The sequence below is a fragment of the Nocardioides sp. Z50_6 genome, assembly GCF_058215755.1.
Map to the genome: position 1 here is coordinate 137,936 of NZ_JBZAJB010000003.1, position 20,191 is coordinate 158,126.

The 20,191-nt window shown below is 73.4% G+C and carries 17 protein-coding genes; 13 read left to right on the forward strand and 4 right to left on the reverse strand.

What is annotated here, in order from left to right:
- Window positions 1-3 precede the first annotated feature (3 nt).
- The gene (locus AC4BGE_RS09675) at window positions 4-1,167 is read left to right on the forward strand and encodes an acyl-CoA dehydrogenase family protein (protein ID WP_490569258.1); all 1,164 of its coding nucleotides are present in this window, start codon (window positions 4-6) and stop codon (window positions 1,165-1,167) included.
- Between the two features lie 56 nt (window positions 1,168-1,223).
- Here AC4BGE_RS09675 and AC4BGE_RS09680 read toward each other — a convergent pair whose 3' ends face one another.
- Complete coding sequence (locus tag AC4BGE_RS09680; RefSeq protein WP_490575140.1) at window positions 1,224-1,577, reverse strand: hypothetical protein; 354 nt, start codon at window positions 1,575-1,577, stop codon at window positions 1,224-1,226.
- 266 nt (window positions 1,578-1,843) lie between these two features.
- On the opposite strand from AC4BGE_RS09680, the gene AC4BGE_RS09685 reads away from it, so the two are divergent.
- A complete protein-coding gene (locus tag AC4BGE_RS09685; protein WP_490575141.1) occupies window positions 1,844-2,710 on the forward strand; it encodes an aldo/keto reductase in 867 nt (288 codons plus the stop codon).
- Between the two features lie 217 nt (window positions 2,711-2,927).
- Here AC4BGE_RS09685 and AC4BGE_RS09690 read toward each other — a convergent pair whose 3' ends face one another.
- Window positions 2,928-4,553: an acyl-CoA dehydrogenase family protein gene (locus AC4BGE_RS09690; protein WP_490575142.1), complete on the reverse strand. Its 1,626-nt coding sequence runs from the start codon at window positions 4,551-4,553 to the stop codon at window positions 2,928-2,930.
- Between the two features lie 183 nt (window positions 4,554-4,736).
- Here AC4BGE_RS09690 and AC4BGE_RS09695 point away from each other — a divergent pair, with 183 nt between their 5' ends.
- The 5 genes from AC4BGE_RS09695 (at window position 4,737) to AC4BGE_RS09715 (ending at window position 9,231) form a co-directional block, all read left to right on the forward strand.
- The gene (locus tag AC4BGE_RS09695) at window positions 4,737-5,300 is read left to right on the forward strand and encodes a hemerythrin domain-containing protein (RefSeq protein WP_490575143.1); all 564 of its coding nucleotides are present in this window, start codon (window positions 4,737-4,739) and stop codon (window positions 5,298-5,300) included.
- Between the two features lie 133 nt (window positions 5,301-5,433).
- Window positions 5,434-6,171 (forward strand): hypothetical protein, encoded by a 738-nt coding sequence (locus AC4BGE_RS09700; protein ID WP_490575144.1) that lies wholly within the window; start codon window positions 5,434-5,436, stop codon window positions 6,169-6,171.
- A 95-nt stretch (window positions 6,172-6,266) separates the two neighbouring features.
- Entirely contained in the window at window positions 6,267-6,938 is a 672-nt protein-coding gene (locus AC4BGE_RS09705; protein WP_490575145.1) for a copper chaperone PCu(A)C, read from the forward strand.
- Window positions 6,935-8,161, forward strand: coding sequence for a Dyp-type peroxidase (locus tag AC4BGE_RS09710; RefSeq protein ID WP_490575146.1), 1,227 nt, complete (start codon window positions 6,935-6,937; stop codon window positions 8,159-8,161). Before AC4BGE_RS09705 ends, AC4BGE_RS09710 begins: the two co-directional genes overlap by 4 nt.
- Window positions 8,162-8,202: 41 nt before the next feature.
- The gene (locus AC4BGE_RS09715; RefSeq protein WP_490575147.1) at window positions 8,203-9,231 is read left to right on the forward strand and encodes an alpha/beta hydrolase; all 1,029 of its coding nucleotides are present in this window, start codon (window positions 8,203-8,205) and stop codon (window positions 9,229-9,231) included.
- Between the two features lie 91 nt (window positions 9,232-9,322).
- Here AC4BGE_RS09715 and AC4BGE_RS09720 read toward each other — a convergent pair whose 3' ends face one another.
- Entirely contained in the window at window positions 9,323-10,060 is a 738-nt protein-coding gene (locus tag AC4BGE_RS09720; protein ID WP_490575148.1) for a hypothetical protein, read from the reverse strand.
- A 139-nt stretch (window positions 10,061-10,199) separates the two neighbouring features.
- On the reverse strand, window positions 10,200-11,048 hold the full coding sequence (locus AC4BGE_RS09725; protein ID WP_490575149.1) for an RCC1 domain-containing protein: 849 nt from the start codon (window positions 11,046-11,048) through the stop codon (window positions 10,200-10,202).
- A 193-nt stretch (window positions 11,049-11,241) separates the two neighbouring features.
- On the opposite strand from AC4BGE_RS09725, the gene AC4BGE_RS09730 reads away from it, so the two are divergent.
- The 6 genes from AC4BGE_RS09730 to AC4BGE_RS09755 all read left to right on the forward strand — a co-directional run bounded on the left by AC4BGE_RS09730 (window position 11,242) and on the right by AC4BGE_RS09755 (window position 20,183).
- On the forward strand, window positions 11,242-12,570 hold the full coding sequence (locus tag AC4BGE_RS09730; protein ID WP_490575150.1) for an HNH endonuclease signature motif containing protein: 1,329 nt from the start codon (window positions 11,242-11,244) through the stop codon (window positions 12,568-12,570).
- Between the two features lie 74 nt (window positions 12,571-12,644).
- The gene (hrpB, locus tag AC4BGE_RS09735; RefSeq protein WP_490575151.1) at window positions 12,645-15,278 is read left to right on the forward strand and encodes an ATP-dependent helicase HrpB; all 2,634 of its coding nucleotides are present in this window, start codon (window positions 12,645-12,647) and stop codon (window positions 15,276-15,278) included.
- Between the two features lie 53 nt (window positions 15,279-15,331).
- On the forward strand, window positions 15,332-16,117 hold the full coding sequence (locus AC4BGE_RS09740) for a YqjF family protein (RefSeq protein ID WP_490575152.1): 786 nt from the start codon (window positions 15,332-15,334) through the stop codon (window positions 16,115-16,117).
- A gap of 75 nt (window positions 16,118-16,192) precedes the next feature.
- Window positions 16,193-17,770, forward strand: a complete 1,578-nt coding sequence (locus AC4BGE_RS09745) for a Na+/H+ antiporter (RefSeq protein WP_490575153.1) — start codon at window positions 16,193-16,195, stop codon at window positions 17,768-17,770.
- A 91-nt stretch (window positions 17,771-17,861) separates the two neighbouring features.
- Window positions 17,862-18,422, forward strand: coding sequence for a hypothetical protein (locus AC4BGE_RS09750; protein WP_490575154.1), 561 nt, complete (start codon window positions 17,862-17,864; stop codon window positions 18,420-18,422).
- Window positions 18,423-18,680: 258 nt separating this feature from the next.
- Window positions 18,681-20,183, forward strand: coding sequence for a fatty acid desaturase (locus AC4BGE_RS09755; protein ID WP_490575155.1), 1,503 nt, complete (start codon window positions 18,681-18,683; stop codon window positions 20,181-20,183).
- Window positions 20,184-20,191 lie beyond the last annotated feature (8 nt).

Below are 20,191 nucleotides of genomic sequence, written 5' to 3' on the forward strand. Positions count from 1 at the left end.
CCCATGAGCAACCCTGACTTCGACCTCTACCAGCTCTCCGAGGAGCACCAGGCGATCCGCGACGCCGTCCGTGCCGTCTGCGAGGCCAAGATCGCGCCGTACGCGGCCGAGGTCGACGACCAGATGCGCTATCCCCAGGAGGCGCACGACGCGCTGGTCGCCTCCGACTTCTTCGCCCCTCACGTGCCGGAGGAGTACGACGGCGCCGGTGCCGACGCGCTCGCCACCTGCCTGGTCATCGAGGAGGTCGCGCGGGTCGACGCGTCGGCCTCCCTCATCCCGGCGGTCAACAAGCTCGGCTCGATGCCGCTGATCCTCGGCGGGGACCACGACCTCAAGAAGCGCTACCTGACCCCGCTGGCCCAGGGTCGGGGCGGCTTCTCCTACGGCCTCTCCGAGCGCGACGCCGGCTCCGACACCGCCGCGATGCGGACCCGCGCCCGGCTCGACGGCGACCACTACGTGCTCGACGGCCAGAAGTCGTGGATCACCAACGCCGGGGTCTCGGAGTACTACACCGTCCTCGCGGTCACCGACCCCGAGGGCTCGCGCGGCAACAACGTGAGCGCCTTCATCGTGGAGAAGTCGGACGAGGGATTCACCTTCGGGGAGAAGGAGCGGAAGCTCGGCATCAAGGGCTCCCCGACCCGCGAGCTGCTCTTCGACGGGGTGCGGATCCCCGCCGACCGGATGATCGGCGAGCCCGGCACCGGCCTCAAGCTCGCGCTGCGCACCCTGGACCACACCCGCGTCACCATCGGCGCGCAGGCGGTCGGCATCGCCCAGGGCGCGCTCGACTTCGCGGTCGGCTACGTCAAGGAGCGCAAGCAGTTCGGCAAGCACATCGCCGACTTCCAGGGCATCCAGTTCATGCTCGCCGACATGGCGATGAAGCTCGAGGCCGCCCGGCAGATGGTCTACGTCGCCGCGGCGAAGTCGGAGCGCGACGACGCCGACCTGGGCTTCTTCGGGGCGGCCGCCAAGTGCTTCGCCTCCGACGTCGCGATGGAGATCACCACCGACGCGGTCCAGCTGCTCGGCGGCTACGGCTACACCCAGGACTTCCCGGTCGAGCGGATGATGCGAGACGCCAAGATCACCCAGATCTACGAGGGCACCAACCAGGTGCAGCGGATCGTGATGGCGCGCAAGCTGCTCGCGGGCTGACCCGGTCGACGCCCTGACGTGCGCCCGCGCACGTCAGGGCGTCAGGGGGTGGCGACTCAGTCGACCACCGAGCCGACGATCTCGGCGATGCGCTTCTCGGTGTCGGCGTCCACCGTCTCGAAGAACCACGCAGCCGGCATCAGCTGCCCGTCCGCGCCGCCTGCCGCGCGGAAGGGAGCCTTCTCCGTGATCGCGAGGTTCAGCCGCTCGTCGTTGCGCAGCGTGACCAGCGCGGGCGTGCTCGCCGACTTCGCGTAGGCCGGCATCCCGTACCAGAGGCGGGGCTTGAGGGCGGGGGCCGCCGTCATGATGACCTCGTGCACGCGCTGCATCGTCGAGCGCGTCGGCTCGTCCATCTCCGCGATCTTGTCGGTCACCTGCGTCAGGTTCTTCTCGTCCTTGGGGGACATGTCAGGTCCTTTCCGTCTGCCGGTGCCGGGGCACCGGTGGAGTCATGTCGGCGCAACAGGGCGCCGCACCCCATCCGGACATGTCCTGGGCCCGGTGCTCGCCACCTGCCCAGTGCTCTCCGCGATGATTCACGTGGTCTGCCACGTGGAAGCGCGGTCGGTGATACCAACCTCGGTCAGGCTAACCGATCCCACCGTGCCGGTCCTGCCGTTCGTCCATCGTCGTCCGGGTCGCCTGTGTGCACCGCCTGCGTAGGGTCGTGCGCATGCACACACGGACCCTGGGAACCTGGCAGGTCGGCGCCGTCGGGCTCGGCCTGATGACCTTCACGCAGAGCGGGGAGCAGCCGCGCGAGCAGCTGCTCGACACCCTCCGGACGGCGCTCGACAGCGGCGTCACGCTGCTCGACACCGCGGATGCCTACGGGCCGAGCGAGGCCGGGGAGCAGGCGCAGGGCGTCAACGAGACGCTGGTCGCGAGCCTGCTCGACGAGCTCGGCGTCCGGGACCAGGTGGTGCTGGCCACCAAGGGCGGCCACCTGCGCACCGACGGGGGCGGGTGGGCGACGAACAGCCGCCCGGAGCACCTGCGGGCCGCCGTCGACGCCAGCCTGCGCCGGCTCGGGGTCGAGCAGATCGCCCTGTGGCAGCACCACCGTCCCGACCCCCAGGTGCCCTACGCCGAGGTGATCGGCACGCTCGCCGAGATCGCCGCCAGCGGCAAGGTGGCGAGCATCGGGCTCTCGAACGCGGACCCGCAGCAGATCCGCGACGCCCACGCCGTGCTGGGCGACTCGCTGGTCAGCGTGCAGAACCAGTTCAGCCCGGCGTTCCGCTCCAGCCGGCCCGAGATCGAGGTCTGCGCCGAGCTCGGGCTGGCCTTCCTGGCGTGGAGCCCGCTGGGGGGCCTGGGCGGCGCCAAGGAGCTCGCCGCCCAGCACCCGGCCTTCGCCGAGGTGGCCGAGCGACGCGGCGTCTCCGCGCAGCAGGTCGCCCTGGCCTGGGAGCTGGCCCAGGCACCGGTCGTCATCCCGATCCCGGGGGCGAAGCGGCCCGAGTCGATCAGGGACTCCGCCGCGGCCGCCGACCTCGTGCTGGAGCCCGAGGAGATCGCCGCGCTGGACGCAGGCTGACGGCCTGACCGACTGTCCAGGGCGCATCGCGCGCTGGCGGTGATCGAGGCCGCACGCCGGGGCCCCTCCCCCCACGGACTGGGGCCCCGGCTGGTGGTGCGACCTCGACCACCAGGCTCAACGAGCCAGGGCGGGAAAGGCTACGGGCGACCTCTGGACCAGCACAGCGGCTGCGTTCCACGCCGTCACCAGGCAGGAGGCGGCGTCGGTCGCGGCCTCACGTAGGCATCGCCCGGGCCAGCACGGCGTCCAGGTCGAGCCCTGGCGGCAGGGTGCCGAAGACGTGGCCCCAGTCGCGGTCGAGCCGTGAGGCGCAGAACGCGTCGGCGACCGCGGCCGGGGCATGCCGCACCAGCAGCGAGCCCTGGAGCACCAGCGCGAGCTGCTCCACCACCCGACGGGCCCGCAGCTCCAGGTCGTCGGCCGACGAGAGCTCCTTCTTGAGCCGGGCCAGCGCGTCGTCGAAGCGGGAGTCCGCCCCGCCCGCCTGCTCGACCTCGGCGAAGTACGCCTCCACCGTGTGCGGCTCGCGCGCCATCGCCCGGAGCGCGTCGAGCGCGGCGACGTTGCCCGAGCCCTCCCAGATGGAGAGCAACGGCGCCTCCCGGTAGATCCGGGCCAGGTCGAACTCCTCGATGTAGCCGTTGCCGCCCAGGCACTCCAGCGCCTCGCCGACGGCGTACGGCGCCCGCTTGCACACCAGGTACTTCGTGACCGCCAGCGCCAGCCGGCGCAGCGCCGCTTCGCCCTCGTCGCCGCGCACCGCGCGGTCGGTGGCGCCGGCGAGGCGGGTCATCACCGTGGTCGCGGCCTCGGACTCGACGGCCAGGTCGGCGAGCACGTTGCGCATCAGCGGCTGGTCGAGCAGCGGGCGGCCGAAGGCTGAGCGGTACCGGGCGTGGTGGGTGGCGCGGACCAGGGCGTTGCGCATCGCCGTGCTCGAGCCGATCACGCAGTCGAGCCGGGTCATGTTGACCATCTCCACGATGGTGCGCACGCCGCGTCCCTCCTCGCCGACCAGCCAACCGACCGCGTCGTCGTACTCGATCTCCGAGGAGGCGTTGGAGCGGTTGCCCAGCTTGTCCTTGAGCCGGATCAGCCGCATCGCGTTGCGCTCGCCGCCGGGCAGCACCCGGGGCACCAGGAAGCAGGAGAGCCCGCCCGGGGCCTGGGCCAGGGTGAGGAAGAAGTCGGACATCGGGGCGCTGGTGAACCACTTGTGCCCGACCAGCCGGTGGGTGCCGTCGGGCTGCGGCGTCGCGGTGGTGGTGTTGGCGCGGACGTCGGAGCCGCCCTGCTTCTCGGTCATCGACATGCCGGCGATCAGCCCGCCCTTGGTGGCGGGGTCGCGCAGCGAGGGGTCGTAGGTCCGGGTGGTGAGCAGCGGCTCGTACGCGGAGGCGAGCTGTGGGCTCTCGCGCAGGGCCGGGACCACCGCGTAGGTCATCGAGATCGGGCAGCCGTGGCCCGCGTCCACGTTCCACACCATGAACTTCGCCGCCCGGGCCACGTGGGCGCCGGGGCGGTCGTCGGCCCAGGGCGCGGCGTGCAGGCCGTGCTCGACGGCGGTGCGCATCAGCTGGTGGTAGCTGGGGTCGTAGACCACCTCGTCGATCCGGTGGCCGTAGCGGTCGTGGGTGTGCAGGACGGGGGAGTGGCGCTCGGCCTGCCGGCCGAGCTCCTGGGACTCCGCGGTGCCGGCCAGCCGGCCGAGCGCGGAGACCTCGGGCAGCGCCCAGCCGGCGCCCTCCCGCTCCAGGCCCTCACGCAGGGCGGGATCGGCGCTGGTGTCGTGGCCCTCCAGCGGCGGCACCTGGTTGGTGACCTCGTGGGTGGTGGTCATGGCGGGCTCCCTCCGGCGGTGCGCTGACGCCTCACGACTCCGATGAGGAGTGTGGGCTCAAACGTAATGTCTGCCCCTCGATCCGCCCGCTGTGGTGGGCGACACAGGCCTGTGCGTCGCGTGCCGGGCGGGGGAGTGGGTACGACGCGGGTCCACCGCTCCGCCCAGCCGAGAGGGACCACCATGGCCGCCACCGCCACCCCCGACGTCGTCGACCTGCTCCTGGAGCAGCACCAGCAGATCCGCGACCTCTTCGCCGCCGTGCGGGCCACCGAGGGTGAGGAGAAGCAGGACAACTTCGAGCGCCTGCGCCGGCTGCTCGCCGTCCACGAGACCGCCGAGGAGCTGATCACCCACCCGCGCGCCCGGCTCACCGAGGGCGGCAACGACGTGGTCGACGCCAGGCTGGAGGAGGAGACCGCCGCCAAGAAGCTGCTCGCCCGGCTCGACGGGATGAAGGTCACCGAGCACGACTTCGACGGGTTCTTCGCCGAGCTGGAGACCGCTGTCCTCGACCACGCGGCCGCGGAGGAGCAGGAGGAGTTCCCGCTGCTGCGCGCGGAGATCGACCCGGCCCAGCTGGAGAAGATGGCCACCGCCGTCAAGATCGCCGCCGCGCTCGCGCCCACGCACCCGCACCCGTCGGTCGGCTCCTCGATGACCACCAACCTGATGGCCGGCCCGATCGCCTCCCTGGTCGACCGCACCCGCGACGCCGTCAACCAGGTGCTCGGCCGCCCCGCCTGAACCGACTCCCGCCAGACCCGGGCGCCGGCCCCGGCCGCCGGACCCGGGCGCCGGACCCGGGCGCCGGCCGGGGAGTCGTGGATCACGCCCGGTCCCGCCCGGGGGTGCCCCGGCCGCGGCTAGGCTTCGTGCCGTGCAGGCTGCCGCTCTCGTGCCCGCCCCGGGAGGCCTCGTGCTCTGGGGCCGGGCGGGCGTGCTCGGCGCCGCGGCCCTCGGCACGGGTGTGCTCTCCCACGTGGCCGGCGGAGGGCGCCTGCCGTCGGCCGCGACCCTGGGGCTGCTGCTGGCCGGTGCGGTGCTGCTCGCCTCCCGGCTGGTCCGGGTCCGGCGTACCCCCGCCGGCCTGGTGCTGCTGGTGCTCGCCGGGCAGACCGCCGGCCACGCCCTGCTCTCCGGGCTCGCCGGACACCAGGGCGACGCGGCGCCGGCGGCGTCGGTGACGGTCCCGGTGGCCCCGGTGCCGGGCGAGACGACCGGGAACCTGCTCGACCTCTACACCGCGAGCTATGCCCCGCCGCCCGGAATCGCCGAGGGCTCGGCGCTCCCGGGCGGGTGGCTCGGCCACCAGCTCGACCACCTCGTCGCCCAGGGCCCGGCCATGGTGCTCGCGCACCTCGCCGGTGCCGCGGCCCTCGGCCTCTTCCTCGCCGTCGGCGAGGGGGCGCTGTGGCGCCTCCTGCTGCTCGCCGGCGCCCGTGCCCAGGTCGCCGTCGCCGCCTGGCGCCTGGTGCTGGCCGCCGACGGCGTGCGCCTCGGCGTCGGCGTGGCCGGCTCCCGGCTCGGCCCGTGCCCCCCGCAGCCACGCGTCTCCCAGGTGCTGGCCCGGCACGGCCCGCGCCACCGGGGGCCACCTCTCCTCCTCGCCGCCTGACCCCCCGGGACGTCCGTCCCGGCGGCCAGGCACGCCACGCCCGACCGCGTCCGCGGCCGGGGGATCCAGCCAGCGCGTCCGCGAGGAGAGCTTCGATGAACCACCTGCCTACCCACCACGCCCACCCGGCCGGCCGGCTCGGGCCGATCCGCCGCTCCCGGCTGCGCCGCACCGTCCCGGTCTCCCTGCTGGCGGTGCTGCTCGGCGCCGGGCTGACGGCCTGCGGCGAGGACGACGGGGACGCCGCCGACCCGGTGAGCCAGTCCCAGGCCGCCACCCCGGCCGCCGAGATGCTCGAGGTGCAGGACCCCTGGGTCCGCGGCACCGTCGGCACCAAGGACCCGTCGATGACCGCGGCCTTCATGGTCCTGGACAACGCCGGTGACACCGACATCACCGTCACCGGCGCCTCCAGCCCCGTCGCCGGCCGCGCCGAGCTCCACGAGATGGCCGCGGTCGACGGCGAGATGGTGATGCGCCGGATCGAGGGCGGCCTGACCCTGGCCCCCGGACGCGGCCAGCTGCTCCAGCCCGGCGGCAGCCACGTGATGCTGATGGACCTCACCGAGGAGCTCGAGGCCGGTGACGAGGTCGAGGTGGTCCTCGAGCTCTCCGACGGCTCCACCCTGGAGGTGAGCGCGCCGATCAAGGAGTTCACCGAGGAGGCCGGGAACTACCACGACCACGGCAGCCACGACCACGGCGACGACGGCCACGGCGACGACGGCCAGGGCGAGGGCGACCACCACGGGGACAAGAGCCCGTGAGCTCCGCCATCGGCCGCCGCCGGCTGCTGGGCTACGCCGGGGCCGCGGTCGCCGGGGCCGCCGCGGGCGCCTCGGCGGGGGTGGTCGGCGTCCAGGCGCTCGACGACGGCCAGGAGGCGGGCGATGCCCGTGGCCGGGGGTCGGGCTCCGACGCGTTGCCGCGCGTCATCTCGCCGCACGGCGAGCACCAGCCCGGGGTGGCCGTCCACCTCTCGGGGGCGACCGAGCTGGTCGCCCTCGACCTGCTGCCCGAGCTGCGCCGCAGCCGGGACCGCGACGCCCTGGCCCGGCTGATGCGGGTCTGGACGGGCGACGTGGAGTCGCTCACCGCCGGGCGCGGCGCCCCGGGCGACACCACCCCGTGGCTGGCGGCCGTGGCCGACCTCACCGTCACCGTCGGGCTCGGCCCGTCGCTGCTGGGCCCCGGGTGGGGCATCGCGGCGCCGGCCGGGTTCGCGCCGGTGCCGCCGATGCGCCACGACCGGCTCCAGGAGGAGTGGAGCGGGGGAGACCTGCTGCTGCTGGTCACCGGCGCCGAGGCGACCACCGTGGGTCACGCCGTACGCCGGCTGGTCGCCGACGCGCGTCCCTTCGCCACCCTGCGGTGGCGCCAGCAGGGCTCCTGGCGTGGTCGCGACGAGCGGGGCCGTCCGGTCACCGGCCGCAACCTCTTCGGCCAGGTCGACGGCTCGGCCAACCCGCGACCCGGGACCGCCCTCTTCGACTCCACGGTGTGGATCCGCGAGGGGGCGTGGGCCGGCGGCACCACCCTGGTGGTCCGCCGCATCCGGATGGAGCTGCCCACCTGGGACGAGCTCACCCGCGACGAGCAGGAGGCCTCGGTCGGGCGCCGCCTCGACGACGGGGCGCCGCTGACCGGCGGGCACGAGCGCAGCGACGTCGACCTGACCGCCCGGGACGGGGACCGCTGGGTGGTCGCCAAGGACGCGCACGCCCGGCGTACCCACCACTCCACCCACGGGGGGCGGCGGATCTTCCGCAAGGGGGCCAACTACGAGCTGGTCGGGCCGGGGGGCTCCGAGACGGGGCTGCTCTTCCAGAGCTTCCAGCGCGACCTCAGCGACCAGTTCGTGCCGATCCAGCAGGCGATGGACGTCTCCGACGCCCTCAACGAGTGGACCACCGCGGTCGGTTCGGCGGAGTTCGCGATCCTGCCCGGCTTCGAGGAGGGCCAGTGGCTCGGCCACCAGCTCCTCGGCTGAGCGGGGCGCCCGTGGTTGGGGCGGCGGGGGAGCATGGTGGGGTGGATGACGCATCGAGCACCGCTCCGCCGCCCCCCGGTCACCCCCTGCCGCCCGAGGGACCGATCCCGATGCCGGTCGGGGTGCGGCTGGTCGGGGCGGTGATGCGCCGCGGCAAGGCCTTCTCCGTCGCCCACATGGACGAGGCGGCCCTGGCGCGGGTGCAGCGGCTGGCGCTCCCCGACCGGGGGCCCGCCAACCTGGTGCTGGGGCGGCTGCCGCGCGACGTCCAGGTGGAGCGAGCCTCGCTGCCCGGGCCCCAGGGCGACCTGCCGCTGCGGATCTACCGTCCGCGCGGGGCCACCGGGACGTTGCCGGTGGTGGTCGCCTTCCACGGCGGTGGCTTCTCCCTCGGCAGCGCCCGGCAGGGCGACTGGCTGCACGGCCGGGTCAGCGCCGGCGTGGGCGCCGTGGTGGTGGCCGTCGACTACCGGCTCGCGCCGACCCACCGGTTCCCGGCCGCGGTGGAGGACTGCTGGGCGGCGTTGGAGTGGACCCACGCCCAGGCCGCCGAGCTCGGCGCGGACCCGGACCGGCTGGCGGTGATGGGTGACAGCGCCGGCGGCAACCTGACTGCGGTGACCTCCCTGATGGCCCGCGACGCCGGCGGCCCGCCGATAAAGCACCAGACCCTGATCTATCCGGCCACCGACCTGACCGAGAGGCTCAAGGACGACCGCTCCTACCGGGAGAACACCCTGGCGGTGGTGCTGAGCAACGAGGACCTCGAGGTCTTCCACGGCCACTACGTCGACGACGGCGCCGACCCCGACGACTGGCGGCTCTCCCCGGTCCTGGCCCCCGACCACTCCGGTCTCCCACCCGCCCTGGTGGTGCTGGCCGGTCGGGACCCGCTGCGCGACAGCGGCCTGCGGTACGCCGAGAAGCTGGCCGCCGCGGGGGTGCCGGTGCGGGTGGAGGAGTTCCACCGGATGCCGCACGGGTTCCTCGCGATCCCCTACCTCGCGCGGGACGCCCGCGCCGCCGCTGCCGCGATCGTCGCCGCGCAGCGGGAGGCGCTGAGCCGCTGAGCCTGCTGGGAAGCAGGCCCTGGACCCATGTCGGTCCCCGGCCCCACGGAGCGGCACAGCGGCCGCACCGTGGGGCCTCGTGTGGTTCGGGTCAGCTGCCCTTGACCGTGAAGGGCGACGACGTCGCGATGCCCAGGTCCTGGATGCTGGAGACGGCGCGCAGCGTCGTCTTCCCCTTCCAGGTGTGCTTGTAGCGCAGCTGCGCCTTGCCCGAGCTCTTCGTGTAGCCCTTCGCCTTCGGCACCGAGACCCACTTCGAGCCCTTCTTGCGCTGCAGGTAGACCCGGGCGCCGTCGGTGCCGAAGTAGCCCCCGGTCGGGCGCTCGTCGGTCACCGAGACGTTGACCTTCACCTTCTTCCCGCGCTTCACCTTCTTGGTCGGTGTCTTGGCGGTGACGGCCGTTCCGGGCAGCCGCATGTCGAAGGTGAAGGGAGGGACCTCGGTGGTCGTCGTGACGGGTGCCCCGGTGCGGTTGGGCCAGAGGGTGAGCGAGTAGGAACCGGTGACCGTGTAGGTGCCGGGGATGTCGGTTCCACCGCAGAACTGCTCCGTGTCGACGCCGGTGGTCGGGTCGCCGTGGCTGATGTAGAGGGAGCCGGCGGCGGTGCCGTCCGGGGCCTGGACGGTCAGCGCGATGTTCCAGCTCAGGTTGTCCAGCGGCGGGGAGATGGAGTAGCTGAAGGGGTGGTCGACACAGTCGGTGAAGAGCACGCCGGGTCCGGCGCTCACGGTGACCGCGTTGGGGTCCGCCTGGGCGGGGGCGCTGAAGGCACCCGCCGCGAGGACTCCGGCGAGGAGGGCGGATGAGCGACGTAGCAACCTAGGCATGGAGGAGCCCTTTCAGACGGAGTGAGGACCGGGGCATACCCGGGTGGGCCAGGGGCAAACCTGCTTTGCCCGGACGGTCTAGCCGGGCGGTGAGGCGCCTCGACCCTGGAGCCGCGGCAGAGCGGCCTCCTTGCGACACCTAGTCAGGCGACCGGATCGCGGCCCAGCCGGTGATGTCGCACTGAGCGTGCTGGTTGCTTCCGGCAGCGACGACGGTTCCGTCCGCTTGCAGTCCGAGGGTGTGGGTGGATCCGGCCGCCACTGCCACGATCCCGCGCCAGTCGGCCACGTCGCACTGGCCGGAGTCGTTGCCACCCACGGCCACGACTCGGCCGGCGGTGGTGACTGCGACGGTGTGGTGGCTCCCAGCTGCCACTGTCACGACGTCCCGCCAGGTACCGACGTCACAGGCGCCCGTCGATCGGTCCCCGACCGCGAGGACGCGTCCGTCGTCGGTGAGACCGACGGTGTGAAGGTAGCCCGCGGCGACGGCGGCAACGTCACGCCAGGTGTCGACCGCGCACTGGCCCCGGCGATCGTTCCCCACGGCGACGGTCGTCCCATCGGCCCTGAGGCCCACCGAGTGCCAGTCGCCACAGGCCAGGGCGACAGCCTCACGCCAGCGGCTCACGTCGCACGCTCCGTCGCGGAGCCGTCCCGCAGCCACCACGGTGCCGTCACCGAGGAGCCCCAGGGTGCGGCGCCAGCCCGCGGCGACAAGGGTCACGCCGCGCCATGACGCGACGTCACACTGTCCGTCGCCGTTCCAGCCCGTCGCCACCACAGTGCCGTCCGCGCGGAGGCCGACGCTGTGCGACCGTCCGGTGTTCGACGCCGTGTGCACGTCTCCCGCAGCTACGCCGACCACCTGGACCCAGTCCTCGACTCGACACTCACCGGACGCCCCCGTGCCGGCCGCCACCACGGTGCCGTCAGCACACAGACCCAACGAGTGTCGTGGTCCACCGGCGAGGACAGGACTGCTCACCGGCACAGCATGACGGATCACCGGACGTCGGGCGGTCCACCCCGCTCCAGGCCCCAGGACCGATTTCGCATGCTTGTCCGGTCTCTGAGAAGTGCGCGTTCAGGGGAGCCTGCTTGTCGGTGGTCGTCTGTTGACTGGTGGGTGTCGGGAGGGCATCGGGGTCCTCCGGTACGGCACGGGGAGGGGGTCCGCGATGTGGGAGCAGGCAGGTGGTGGCCACCCGATCACCCGGGCGGTGGGGCTCATCGACGCCGCCCTCGACCTGGCCGCGGCGGCCGATCCCATGTACCTGTCGGCGCTCGCGCAGCGGGAGGCGTTGCTGGACCTGACCCGGCTGGTCGACGGGGTCGAGGCGCTGCGGATGCGGGTCATCGGCACCGTCGGCGCCCCCGGTGGGGTGGCTGAGGGCGACGGTGCGAGGTCGGTGGCGGGGTGGCTCGATGCCCGGGCCAGGACCGGGTACGCCGCCGGCCGGGCTGCGGAGAAGCTCGCCGACGCGGTCTCCTCCCGCTGGCACCTGGTCGGCGCCGGTCTCACTCGGGGAACGGTGAACCTGCCCCAGGCCCGGGTGATCGTGAAGGCCCTCGACGACCTGATCACCGACCCGCTACCCGGCGAAGAAGTACCCGCCGACGTCCTTGCGAGCGCGGAGGCGCATCTCGTGGACGCCTGCGCCCGGTTCAACCCCCGCGAGCTCGAGGCCCTCGGGGCGAAGATCCTGCACACCGTCGCCCCCCAGACCTGCGAGGAGCACGAGCGCAGGCTGCTGGAACGCGCCGAGCAACGCGCCAACGCCGCGACCCGGCTCACCATCCGCCGCCGCGGCGACGGGGCCTCCACCCTGTCCGGCGTGATTCCCGACCACGCCGCAGCCCGGCTCAAGACCTATCTGTCGGCCTGGACCTCACCCACCCAGGACGACGGCAAGGACGCCGGCGCCGCCACAGGGTTGCACCCCTTCGCCCACGTCGATCCGGCCACCGGGATGCGGTTGCCGCAGGAGCGGTTGCACGGGATGGCGTTCTGCGCGTTCCTCGAGGCCGCCGACCCGAAGCGGATCCCCGCCCACGGCGGCGCCGCCACCAAGGTCCTCGTCACGATCGACTACGAGAAGCTGCGTGACCTCACCGGCACCGGGCAGATCCTCACCAACGGTGAGGACCTCACCGAGGTCACCGCCCACAACGTGCGGCGGCTGGCCTGCCAGGGCGACATCATCCCCGTCGTGCTCGACAGCACCGGGGTGCCGTTGGACATGGGGAGGGCCACCCGGTTCTTCACCTCCGCTCAACGCGACGCCCACATGCTCAAGCACCACACCTGCCAGACCACCGGCTGCTCGGTGCCCGCGCCCTGGTGCGAGGCCCACCACGGCGGCCCCGACCCCTGGGCCGGCGGCGGCCGCAGCGACCTCAAGGAGCTCGTCCTCCTCTGCCCCTGGCACCACCACCGCGCCCACGACCCCGGCTACGCCACCCGACGTCACGCCGACGGCGACATCCGGTTCCACCGCCGGACCTAGGAGGACCAAGCACGGGTTCAACGCCGTCGTGACCAGTTCCTCCTGCGCCAGGTGCCGTCCGCGACGCGGACCCGATGGTGTGGGGCAAGGCGGGGCCTACGACGACCCCGTCCGGGCACGTCCGGCACACTCCAGGAGTGTCCGACCCGCTGCGCGACCTGCTCGCCGCACCGCCCGACCTCCCGGTCGCGGCGGGCCTGGCCGCCCTCGTCGAGGCGCTCCGGACCAGCGGAGTCGCGGTGGTCCAGGCACCGCCCGGCACCGGCAAGACGACCTTGGTCCCACCCGCGGTCGCCGACGTGGTCACCGGGCGGGTCGTCGTCACCCAGCCCAGCCGCATCGCGGCTCGCGCCGCCGCCCGTCGACTGGCACAGCTCCTCGGCGAGCCGGTGGGGGAGACGGTCGGGTACGCCGTCCGTGGGGACCGGCGCACCAGCGGGCGCACCCGGGTCGAGGTCGTCACCACCGGACTGCTGCTCCGGCGGATCCAGCGCGATCCCGAGCTGGGCGGCGTCGGCGCCGTGGTCCTCGACGAGGTGCACGAGCGACACCTCGACGCCGACCTGACCCTGGCGCTGCTCATCGACGTCCGGGCCAACCTGCGAGACGACCTGGCCCTGGTGGCGATGTCGGCCACCGTCGAGGCCGAACGGACGGCCACCCTGCTGGGAGGTCACGCTCACGCGGGGTCCGACCCTGCGCCAGCAGAAGGCCGAGCCGCGCCGGTGGTCCGCGTCCCGGGCGCCTTGCACCCGGTGCGGGTGGTCTGGTGCCCGCTGCCGGCGGGGATGCGCCGTACCGACGACCGCGGGATCACCCCGGCCTGCCACGACCACGTCGCGGCGACCGTGCGTCGCGCGCTCGCCGAGCACGAGGGTGACGTGCTGGTCTTCGTGCCGGGGGTCGCGGAGGTCGGGGCGACCGTACGTCGCCTGGCCGGCGTGGACGCGGCCGTGCACGCCCTGCACGGACGTCTCTCCGCCGCCGAGCAGGACCTGGCGCTGCGCGAGGGACCGGGGCGACGGGTGGTCGTCTCTACCGCCGTGGCCGAGTCGTCGCTCACGGTGCCGGGGGTCCGTGTGGTGGTGGATGCCGGGTTCTCCCGCGAGCCGCGCACCGACCACCGTCGCGGGCTGGCGTCGCTGGTGACCGTCGCGGTGAGCCGGGCGGCGGCCGAGCAGCGAGCGGGGCGGGCCGGACGGCTGGGGCCGGGCGCCGTGCTGCGCTGCTGGTCGGAGGCGGAGCACGCGCACCTGGCCGCCCACCCGGAGCCCGAGATCGCCACCGCCGACCTGACGGCCTTCGCCCTGGAGGTGGCGTGCTGGGGGAGCCGCGACGTGCGTGACCTGGCGCTGCTCGACCAGCCGCCGGCGCACGCGCTGTCGGCTGCCAAGGACGTGCTGGTGGACATCGGGGCGATGACCGAGGACGGGAGGGCCACCCCGCGGGGGCGGGTGATCGCCGGCGTGCCGGCCGACCCGCGGCTGGCGCGGGCCCTGATCGACGGGGCACCTCTGGTCGGGGCCAGGCGGGCCGCCGAGGTGGTCGCGATGCTCAGCGAGGACGTGCGTGCCCCCGGCGGAGACCTGGTGGCTGCCCTCCGGTCGCTGCGCGCTGATCGACGTGCCGGGTCGTGGCGCACCCAGGTCTCCAGGCTGGAGGCGATCGTGCAGCAGCAGGGTGGCGAGCAGCAGGGTGGCGAGAAGCAGGGTGGCGCCCGAGCGCTGACCGATGACGTGGCCGTCGGGCTGGTGGTGGCCCTGGCGCACCCGGACCGGATCGCCCGCAAGCGCGCCGGCGCCTCGAGCTACCTGATGACGTCCGGGACGGGCGCGGCGCTCGATCCGCGTGACCCCGGGCCGTTGGCCGGCCTGGAGTGGCTCGCGGTCGGTGACGCGGAGCGGCGGGCAGGCCAGCGTGACGCCCGGATCCGGGCAGCAGCCCCACTCACCGAGGACCTGGCGCTGGAGGCGGCGGGGTCCCGGTGGACCGAGGTGGACGAGGTCTCCTGGACCGGCGGGCGGGTGCTGGCACGCCGACGTTCGTTGCTGGGGGCGATCGAGCTGGGTTCCGTCCCGCTCAGCGACCCACCGGTGCAGGCGGTGACCGACGCCATCCGCGAGGCCCTGAGGAGCGAGGGGATCGGTCTCCTCAGCTGGTCGGAGTCGGCCACGGCGCTGCGCGCCCGCCTCGCCTTCCTGCACCGTGCTCTCGGCGACCCGTGGCCCGACGTGAGCGAGGAGGCGCTGACGCAGCACCTCGAGTCGTGGTTGGGGCCCCAGCTGGCGCGGGTCCGCTCGGCGGCGGACCTGCGCCGCATCGACGTCGGCGCGGCGCTGCGGAGCCTGGTGCCGTGGCCGCAGGCAGGCCGGCTCGACGAGCTGGCCCCCGAACGCGTGGAGGTCCCCAGCGGGTCGAGCGTGCGGATCGACTACGGCCACGAGCAGCCGGTGCTCGCCGTCCGGCTGCAGGAGGTCTTCGGCTGGACCGACGTGCCCGTCCTGGCGGACGGCCGGGTCCCGCTGCTCCTGCACCTGCTCTCACCCGCTCGGCGTCCGGCCGCCGTCACGGCAGACCTGGAGTCCTTCTGGGACAACGGCTATCCCAGCGTGCGTGCCGACCTGCGCGGGCGCTATCCCAAGCACGCCTGGCCCGAGGACCCACGCAGCGCGCCGGCCACCGCACGGCCGAACAGACCCCGACGGTGAGCGCTGAGAGCCACTAGCCTCGACGGTCCCGGCCGCCGTACCACTCGACGCTCATGGGCGTCGAGAAGGAGGAGCTCCGCGTCATGGTCAGTCCCACCACCGAGCACCACGTCTCCGTCCCGCTGCTGCGGACCTCGTGGGAGGCGCTCACGTTCGTCCACTGGCGCGTCGCCCCGGAGTCGGTCCAGGCGCTGCTTCCCTCCGGGTTGGAGGTCGACGTCTACGACGGGTCCGCGTGGGTGGGCCTGACCCCGTTCGTGATGGGCAACATGCGCCCCCTGGGTCTTCCCGATCTCCCGGGCGACCTCCGTCTTCCGGGATCGCCGAGGTTCCCCCGCCTGGCCGACGTGACGAGCACGCCGGAGACCAACCTCAGGACGTACGTGAGGGGACCTGACGGACGTGACGGCTTGTGGTTCCTCTCCATCGACGTCGGCAGTGCCGCCGTCGCGGCCGCCGTCCGAGCGGCGGTCGGGGCTCCGTACCACGCCGCCCGGATGTCGGTCGACCGGGACGAGCGCTCAGTCACCTACACGGGCTCCCGGAGGCGCTCTCCCGTGGCCTTCCGGCTCCAGGTCGAACCGGGGGAGGCCGTCGTGCCCTCGGACCTCGACATCTGGGTGACCGGTCGTTGGCGCGCCTACACCCGTCACCTCGGTCGCCTGCTGGTCACGCCCGTCGAGCACGAGCCGTGGCCCCTGCGCGAGGCGAGCCTGCGGTCACTGGACCAGAACCTCGTCCGCTCCGTCGGCCTGCCCGACCTGGGCGAGCCGGCGCTCGTGCACTACTCCGACGGGGTGCAGAAGGTTCGGCTGGGCCGACCCGCGGTCGTCGGCTAGACCCGTCGCCGCGGAGCCTGTCCCCGGGTGAGCCGGGGGCTGGTCGCGCGCCCCGGGTGCGGTCACGATGAACAGGTGCTCGGACTCGAGATGGTCGTGGTGCTGGGAGTCGCGCTGGTGGCGTGCGGCTCGCTGGCGCGCCGCTACCCGATCGCCCCGGCGGTCCTGCTGGTGCTCGTCGGCGTGCTCGTGGGGTTCGTGCCGCGGCTGCGCGAGGCGCACCTGCCGCCGGAGGTCGTCCTCCTGCTCTTCCTGCCCGCGTTGCTCTACTGGGAGAGCCTGACCACGTCGCTGCGCGAGATCCGCAGCAACCTGCGCGTCGTCGTCCTGTCCAGCACCGCGCTGGTGCTGGCCACCGCCGGCGCGGTCGCCTGGGCGGCGCACGCCCTGGGGATGGAGTGGGGCCCGGCATGGGTGCTGGGCGCGGCGCTCGCGCCGACGGATGCGACGGCGGTCGGCGTCCTGGCCCGCGACCTGCCTCGCCGTACGGTCACGGTGCTGCGCGCCGAGAGCCTGGTCAACGACGGCACTGCGCTGGTCCTCTACGGCCTGGCGGTCGGTGTCACCGTCGGCGAGGAGACTCTGACCGGCTGGCACGTCACCTGGCTCCTGGTGCTCTCCTACTGCGGCGGCGTGCTGGCCGGGGGACTGGTCGGTCTGCTCAGCTGGCAGGTCCGCCGTCGGCTGGACGACCCGATGCTCGAGGGCATCGCGATGCTGGTGACCCCGTTCGCGGCGTTCCTCGCGGCCGAGGCGATCGGAGCATCCGGGGTGCTGGCCGTCGTGGCGTGCGGGCTGTTCATGAGCCAGGTGGCTCCCCGGATCACGAACGCGGCCACCCGGCACCTCGTCACGCCGTTCTGGACGCTCTCCACGACGGTGCTGAGCAGCTCGCTCTTCGTGCTGATCGGGCTCTCGGCGCAGTCGGCGTTCCGCGGGCTCACCAGCACCTCGGTGCGCGAGGCGCTGGTCTACACGCTCGTGGTGGCCGCCGTGGTGATCGGCGTGCGGTGGGTGTGGACCTACACCACGCCGTACCTCGTCCGGCTCGTCGACCGCCGGCCTGTGCAGCGCGCCCGGCGGGTCGGGGCACGGCAGCGGACGGTCACCGCGGTGGCGGGCTTCCGCGGCGCGGTCTCCCTCGCCGCGGTGCTCGCGGTGCCACGCACGCTGGAGTCGGGAGCGCCGTTCCCCGAGCGCGACCTGATCGTGGTCGTCGCCTGTGGCGTGATCGTGCTGACCCTGCTGCAGGCGCTGCTGCTCCCGGCGGTGGTGCGGTTCGCCCGACTGCCCCGCGACGACTCGGTCGCCGAGGAGATCCAGCTCGCGGAGGTCTCCACCCTCGACGCGGCGATCGACGCCCTCGACGCCACCGCCGCCGAGCTCGGCACCGCCGAGAAGGTCGTCGAGCGGGTACGCCGTGAGCTCGACATCCAACGCCGGCTGCTCGGCGCCGCCGGGGCCGAGGGCCACCCGCTGGTGCGGCACGACGACCAGCACACGACCCTGTCGCTCGCCCTCCTCGCCCGCCGCCGGGAGGCGCTTCTGGCGCTCCGCGACGAACGGCGGATCGACGACATCGTGCTGCGCCGGGTCCAGGCGCGGCTCGACATCGAGGAGGTGCGGCTCTCGCGCGCGAGCCCCTCGGAGTGAACGCCGTCCCCGGACCGCCGTCCCCAGGCAGGCCGTCCCATCGTCGCCCGCGACAGGAGCCGGCCGGGCGTGCGCATGGAATGCTCCCGTCATGGGGGAGACCGAGACACGCGTCGGCCAGAACCGCCCGTGGAGGTCACGGGAGCTCGTCCTCGCGTGCTGCGCTGTCGGGTGCCTCCTGCTGCCCAGGCTCGGACTCCTCCTGGTCGTGCGGGGCGTCGTCGTCCCGCTCTCAGGGCTGGCGGTGCTCCTGGCCGTCGCCGCACTGGTGACCCGCCGCCTCGCCCGTCGCAGGAACACCCGGAGCGCCCCGCGGGGCACCCTGCTCGTCACCGTGCTGGTGCTGGTCGCGGGACTGCTCAGCACCGCCTCGGCTGCCGTGTTCACCACCTACTCTCTGCACCCCGCCGCTTCGCCGCAGGGTTGTCGGGTCGTGGCGGCGGAGCACGCCTGGTTCATGTCCGGGGGCGGTGCCGTCTACCTGCTCCGCGGGACGACGGGTCTCGCCCGTCGGGTGGGGGAGTACAAGACCGACGACGGGGACAAACCGTTCGCCTACGGCACCGCCGACCTGAGGTGGGACGGTGAGGCGGCGATCGTCGAGGGGCCGTTGTGGAGCGTCGACGGCGACGCCGTGGCGTACAGGTGCTGAGCGTGGTGCCAAGTGCCCGGCGCCGTGTCCTGCGGCACGATGAACGCGGGATCCCACGGGGCCCGGTCGAAGGCGAGCGCCTCGGACCAGAACGCGCCAGCGCGTTCGATGGCGGACACCTGCAGCACGACCGCTCCGAGTCTCAGCATGACCAGCACGCTGGCAGGCTGAGCTCGGGTTGGCGACGCTGTGACCCTTGCCACATGGGTTTACAAACCCTATCTTTTTGTCAAACCTCGGCTGCGCACAGGAGATTCGATGACCCCGGACCGGATCCCCCACAGCACCGTCTCGCCTGAGTCCACCAACGGTTGGCGTGACCGCAAGCGTCGGCTCTGGCTGATCGGGCTCGTCGTGCCGTCACTGGCCTTCCTCGGCTACGGGATGTACGGACTGACCGGCTGGGGCGTGTGGCTGTGGCTGGGACCGATCGTGATCCTGGTGATCGTGCCCGCCATCGACCTGGTGGTCGGGCTGGATCGCGCCAACCCGCCCGACGACGTCATCGAGGCGCTGGAAGCCGATCGCTACTACCGCTGGATCACCTACCTCTTCCTGCCCCTGCAGTACGTCGGCTTCGTCGGCGCGATGTACCTGGTGATGCGCGGGGACCCCTTGGGTTGGACGCCTGAGCTCGGGTCTGTCGACAAGGTCGCCCTGAGCATCTCGATCGGCTGCATCGGCGGGATCGGCATCAACACTGCCCACGAGCTGGGCCACAAGAAGGAGTCGCACGAGCGCTGGCTCTCCAAGATCGCACTCGCCCAGGTCGCTTACGGCCACTTCTACATCGAGCACAACCGTGGCCACCACGTCCGGGTGGCGACGCCTGAGGACCCGGCGAGCAGTCGGCTGGGTGAGAGCTTCTACGAGTTCTGGCCGCGGACGGTGGTGGGTTCGCTGCGCTCGGCCTGGCGGCTGGAGAAGCGCCGCTACGCGCGTCGCAGCCAGCACCCGTGGCGGCTCGGCAACGACGTGCTGAACGCCTGGCTGATGACCGCGGTGCTGTGGGGCGCCCTGATGCTCTGGCTCGGGCCAGGCGTGCTGCCCTACCTGGTGCTCCAGGCCTTGGTGGGGCTGAGCCTGCTCGAGGTCGTCAACTACATGGAGCACTACGGGATGCTGCGGCAGAAGGTCGGCGTGGGGGAGCGGGAGCGCTACGAGCGCGTCGACCCGAGCCACAGCTGGAACTCCAACAACATCGCCACCAACGTGCTGCTCTACCACCTGCAGCGGCACAGCGACCACCACGCCAACCCGACCCGGCGCTACCAGGCGCTGCGTGACTTCGCGGAGTCGCCGGTGCTGCCCACCGGATATGCCGGGATGATCCTGCTGGCCGCGTTCCCGCCGGTGTGGCGCCGGGTGATGGACCCGCGGGTGCTGGCCCACTTCGACGGCGACGTGACCCGGGCCAACCTGAGCCCCCGGCGCCGCGACGCCTACCTGCGCCGCTACGCCGTACCGGAGGCTCGCCCGACCAGTGCTCGCCCGGGCACCGACCTCGCGTGGAGCGGCGACGGCAAGCAGGGCGCCGAGGTACTGGCCGCACGCTGCCCCGGGTGCGGCTACACCTACGAGGTGGCGGCCGGGGACGAGCACGAGGGTTTCGCGGCCGGCACCGCCTGGGCCGACGTCCCCGCCACGTGGAGCTGCCCGGACTGCGGGGTCCGGGACAAGGTCGACTTCGTGCCGGTGGACCCGGCGGAGGCGGTGTCGAGCGGCGCGCCGGTCCCCAGGCGTTTCATGCGCGGTTCCTAGACTCACCC

Excerpts from the sequence above, each read along its gene's own strand:
- AC4BGE_RS09720 (WP_490575148.1), bottom strand. The coding sequence starts at position 10,060 with ATGCCTAGGTTGCTACGTCGCTCATCCGCCCTCCTCGCCGGAGTCCTC.
- AC4BGE_RS09680 (WP_490575140.1), bottom strand. The coding sequence starts at position 1,577 with ATGTCCCCCAAGGACGAGAAGAACCTGACGCAGGTGACCGACAAGATC.
- AC4BGE_RS09675 (WP_490569258.1), top strand. The coding sequence starts at position 4 with ATGAGCAACCCTGACTTCGACCTCTACCAGCTCTCCGAGGAGCACCAG.
- hrpB (WP_490575151.1), top strand. The coding sequence starts at position 12,645 with ATGGTGTGGGGCAAGGCGGGGCCTACGACGACCCCGTCCGGGCACGTC.
- AC4BGE_RS09750 (WP_490575154.1), top strand. The coding sequence starts at position 17,862 with ATGGGGGAGACCGAGACACGCGTCGGCCAGAACCGCCCGTGGAGGTCA.
- AC4BGE_RS09740 (WP_490575152.1), top strand. The coding sequence starts at position 15,332 with ATGGGCGTCGAGAAGGAGGAGCTCCGCGTCATGGTCAGTCCCACCACC.
- AC4BGE_RS09695 (WP_490575143.1), top strand. The coding sequence starts at position 4,737 with ATGGCCGCCACCGCCACCCCCGACGTCGTCGACCTGCTCCTGGAGCAG.
- AC4BGE_RS09755 (WP_490575155.1), top strand. The coding sequence starts at position 18,681 with ATGACCCCGGACCGGATCCCCCACAGCACCGTCTCGCCTGAGTCCACC.
- AC4BGE_RS09690 (WP_490575142.1), bottom strand. The coding sequence starts at position 4,553 with ATGACCACCACCCACGAGGTCACCAACCAGGTGCCGCCGCTGGAGGGC.
- AC4BGE_RS09705 (WP_490575145.1), top strand. The coding sequence starts at position 6,267 with ATGAACCACCTGCCTACCCACCACGCCCACCCGGCCGGCCGGCTCGGG.
- AC4BGE_RS09730 (WP_490575150.1), top strand. The coding sequence starts at position 11,242 with ATGTGGGAGCAGGCAGGTGGTGGCCACCCGATCACCCGGGCGGTGGGG.
- AC4BGE_RS09685 (WP_490575141.1), top strand. The coding sequence starts at position 1,844 with ATGCACACACGGACCCTGGGAACCTGGCAGGTCGGCGCCGTCGGGCTC.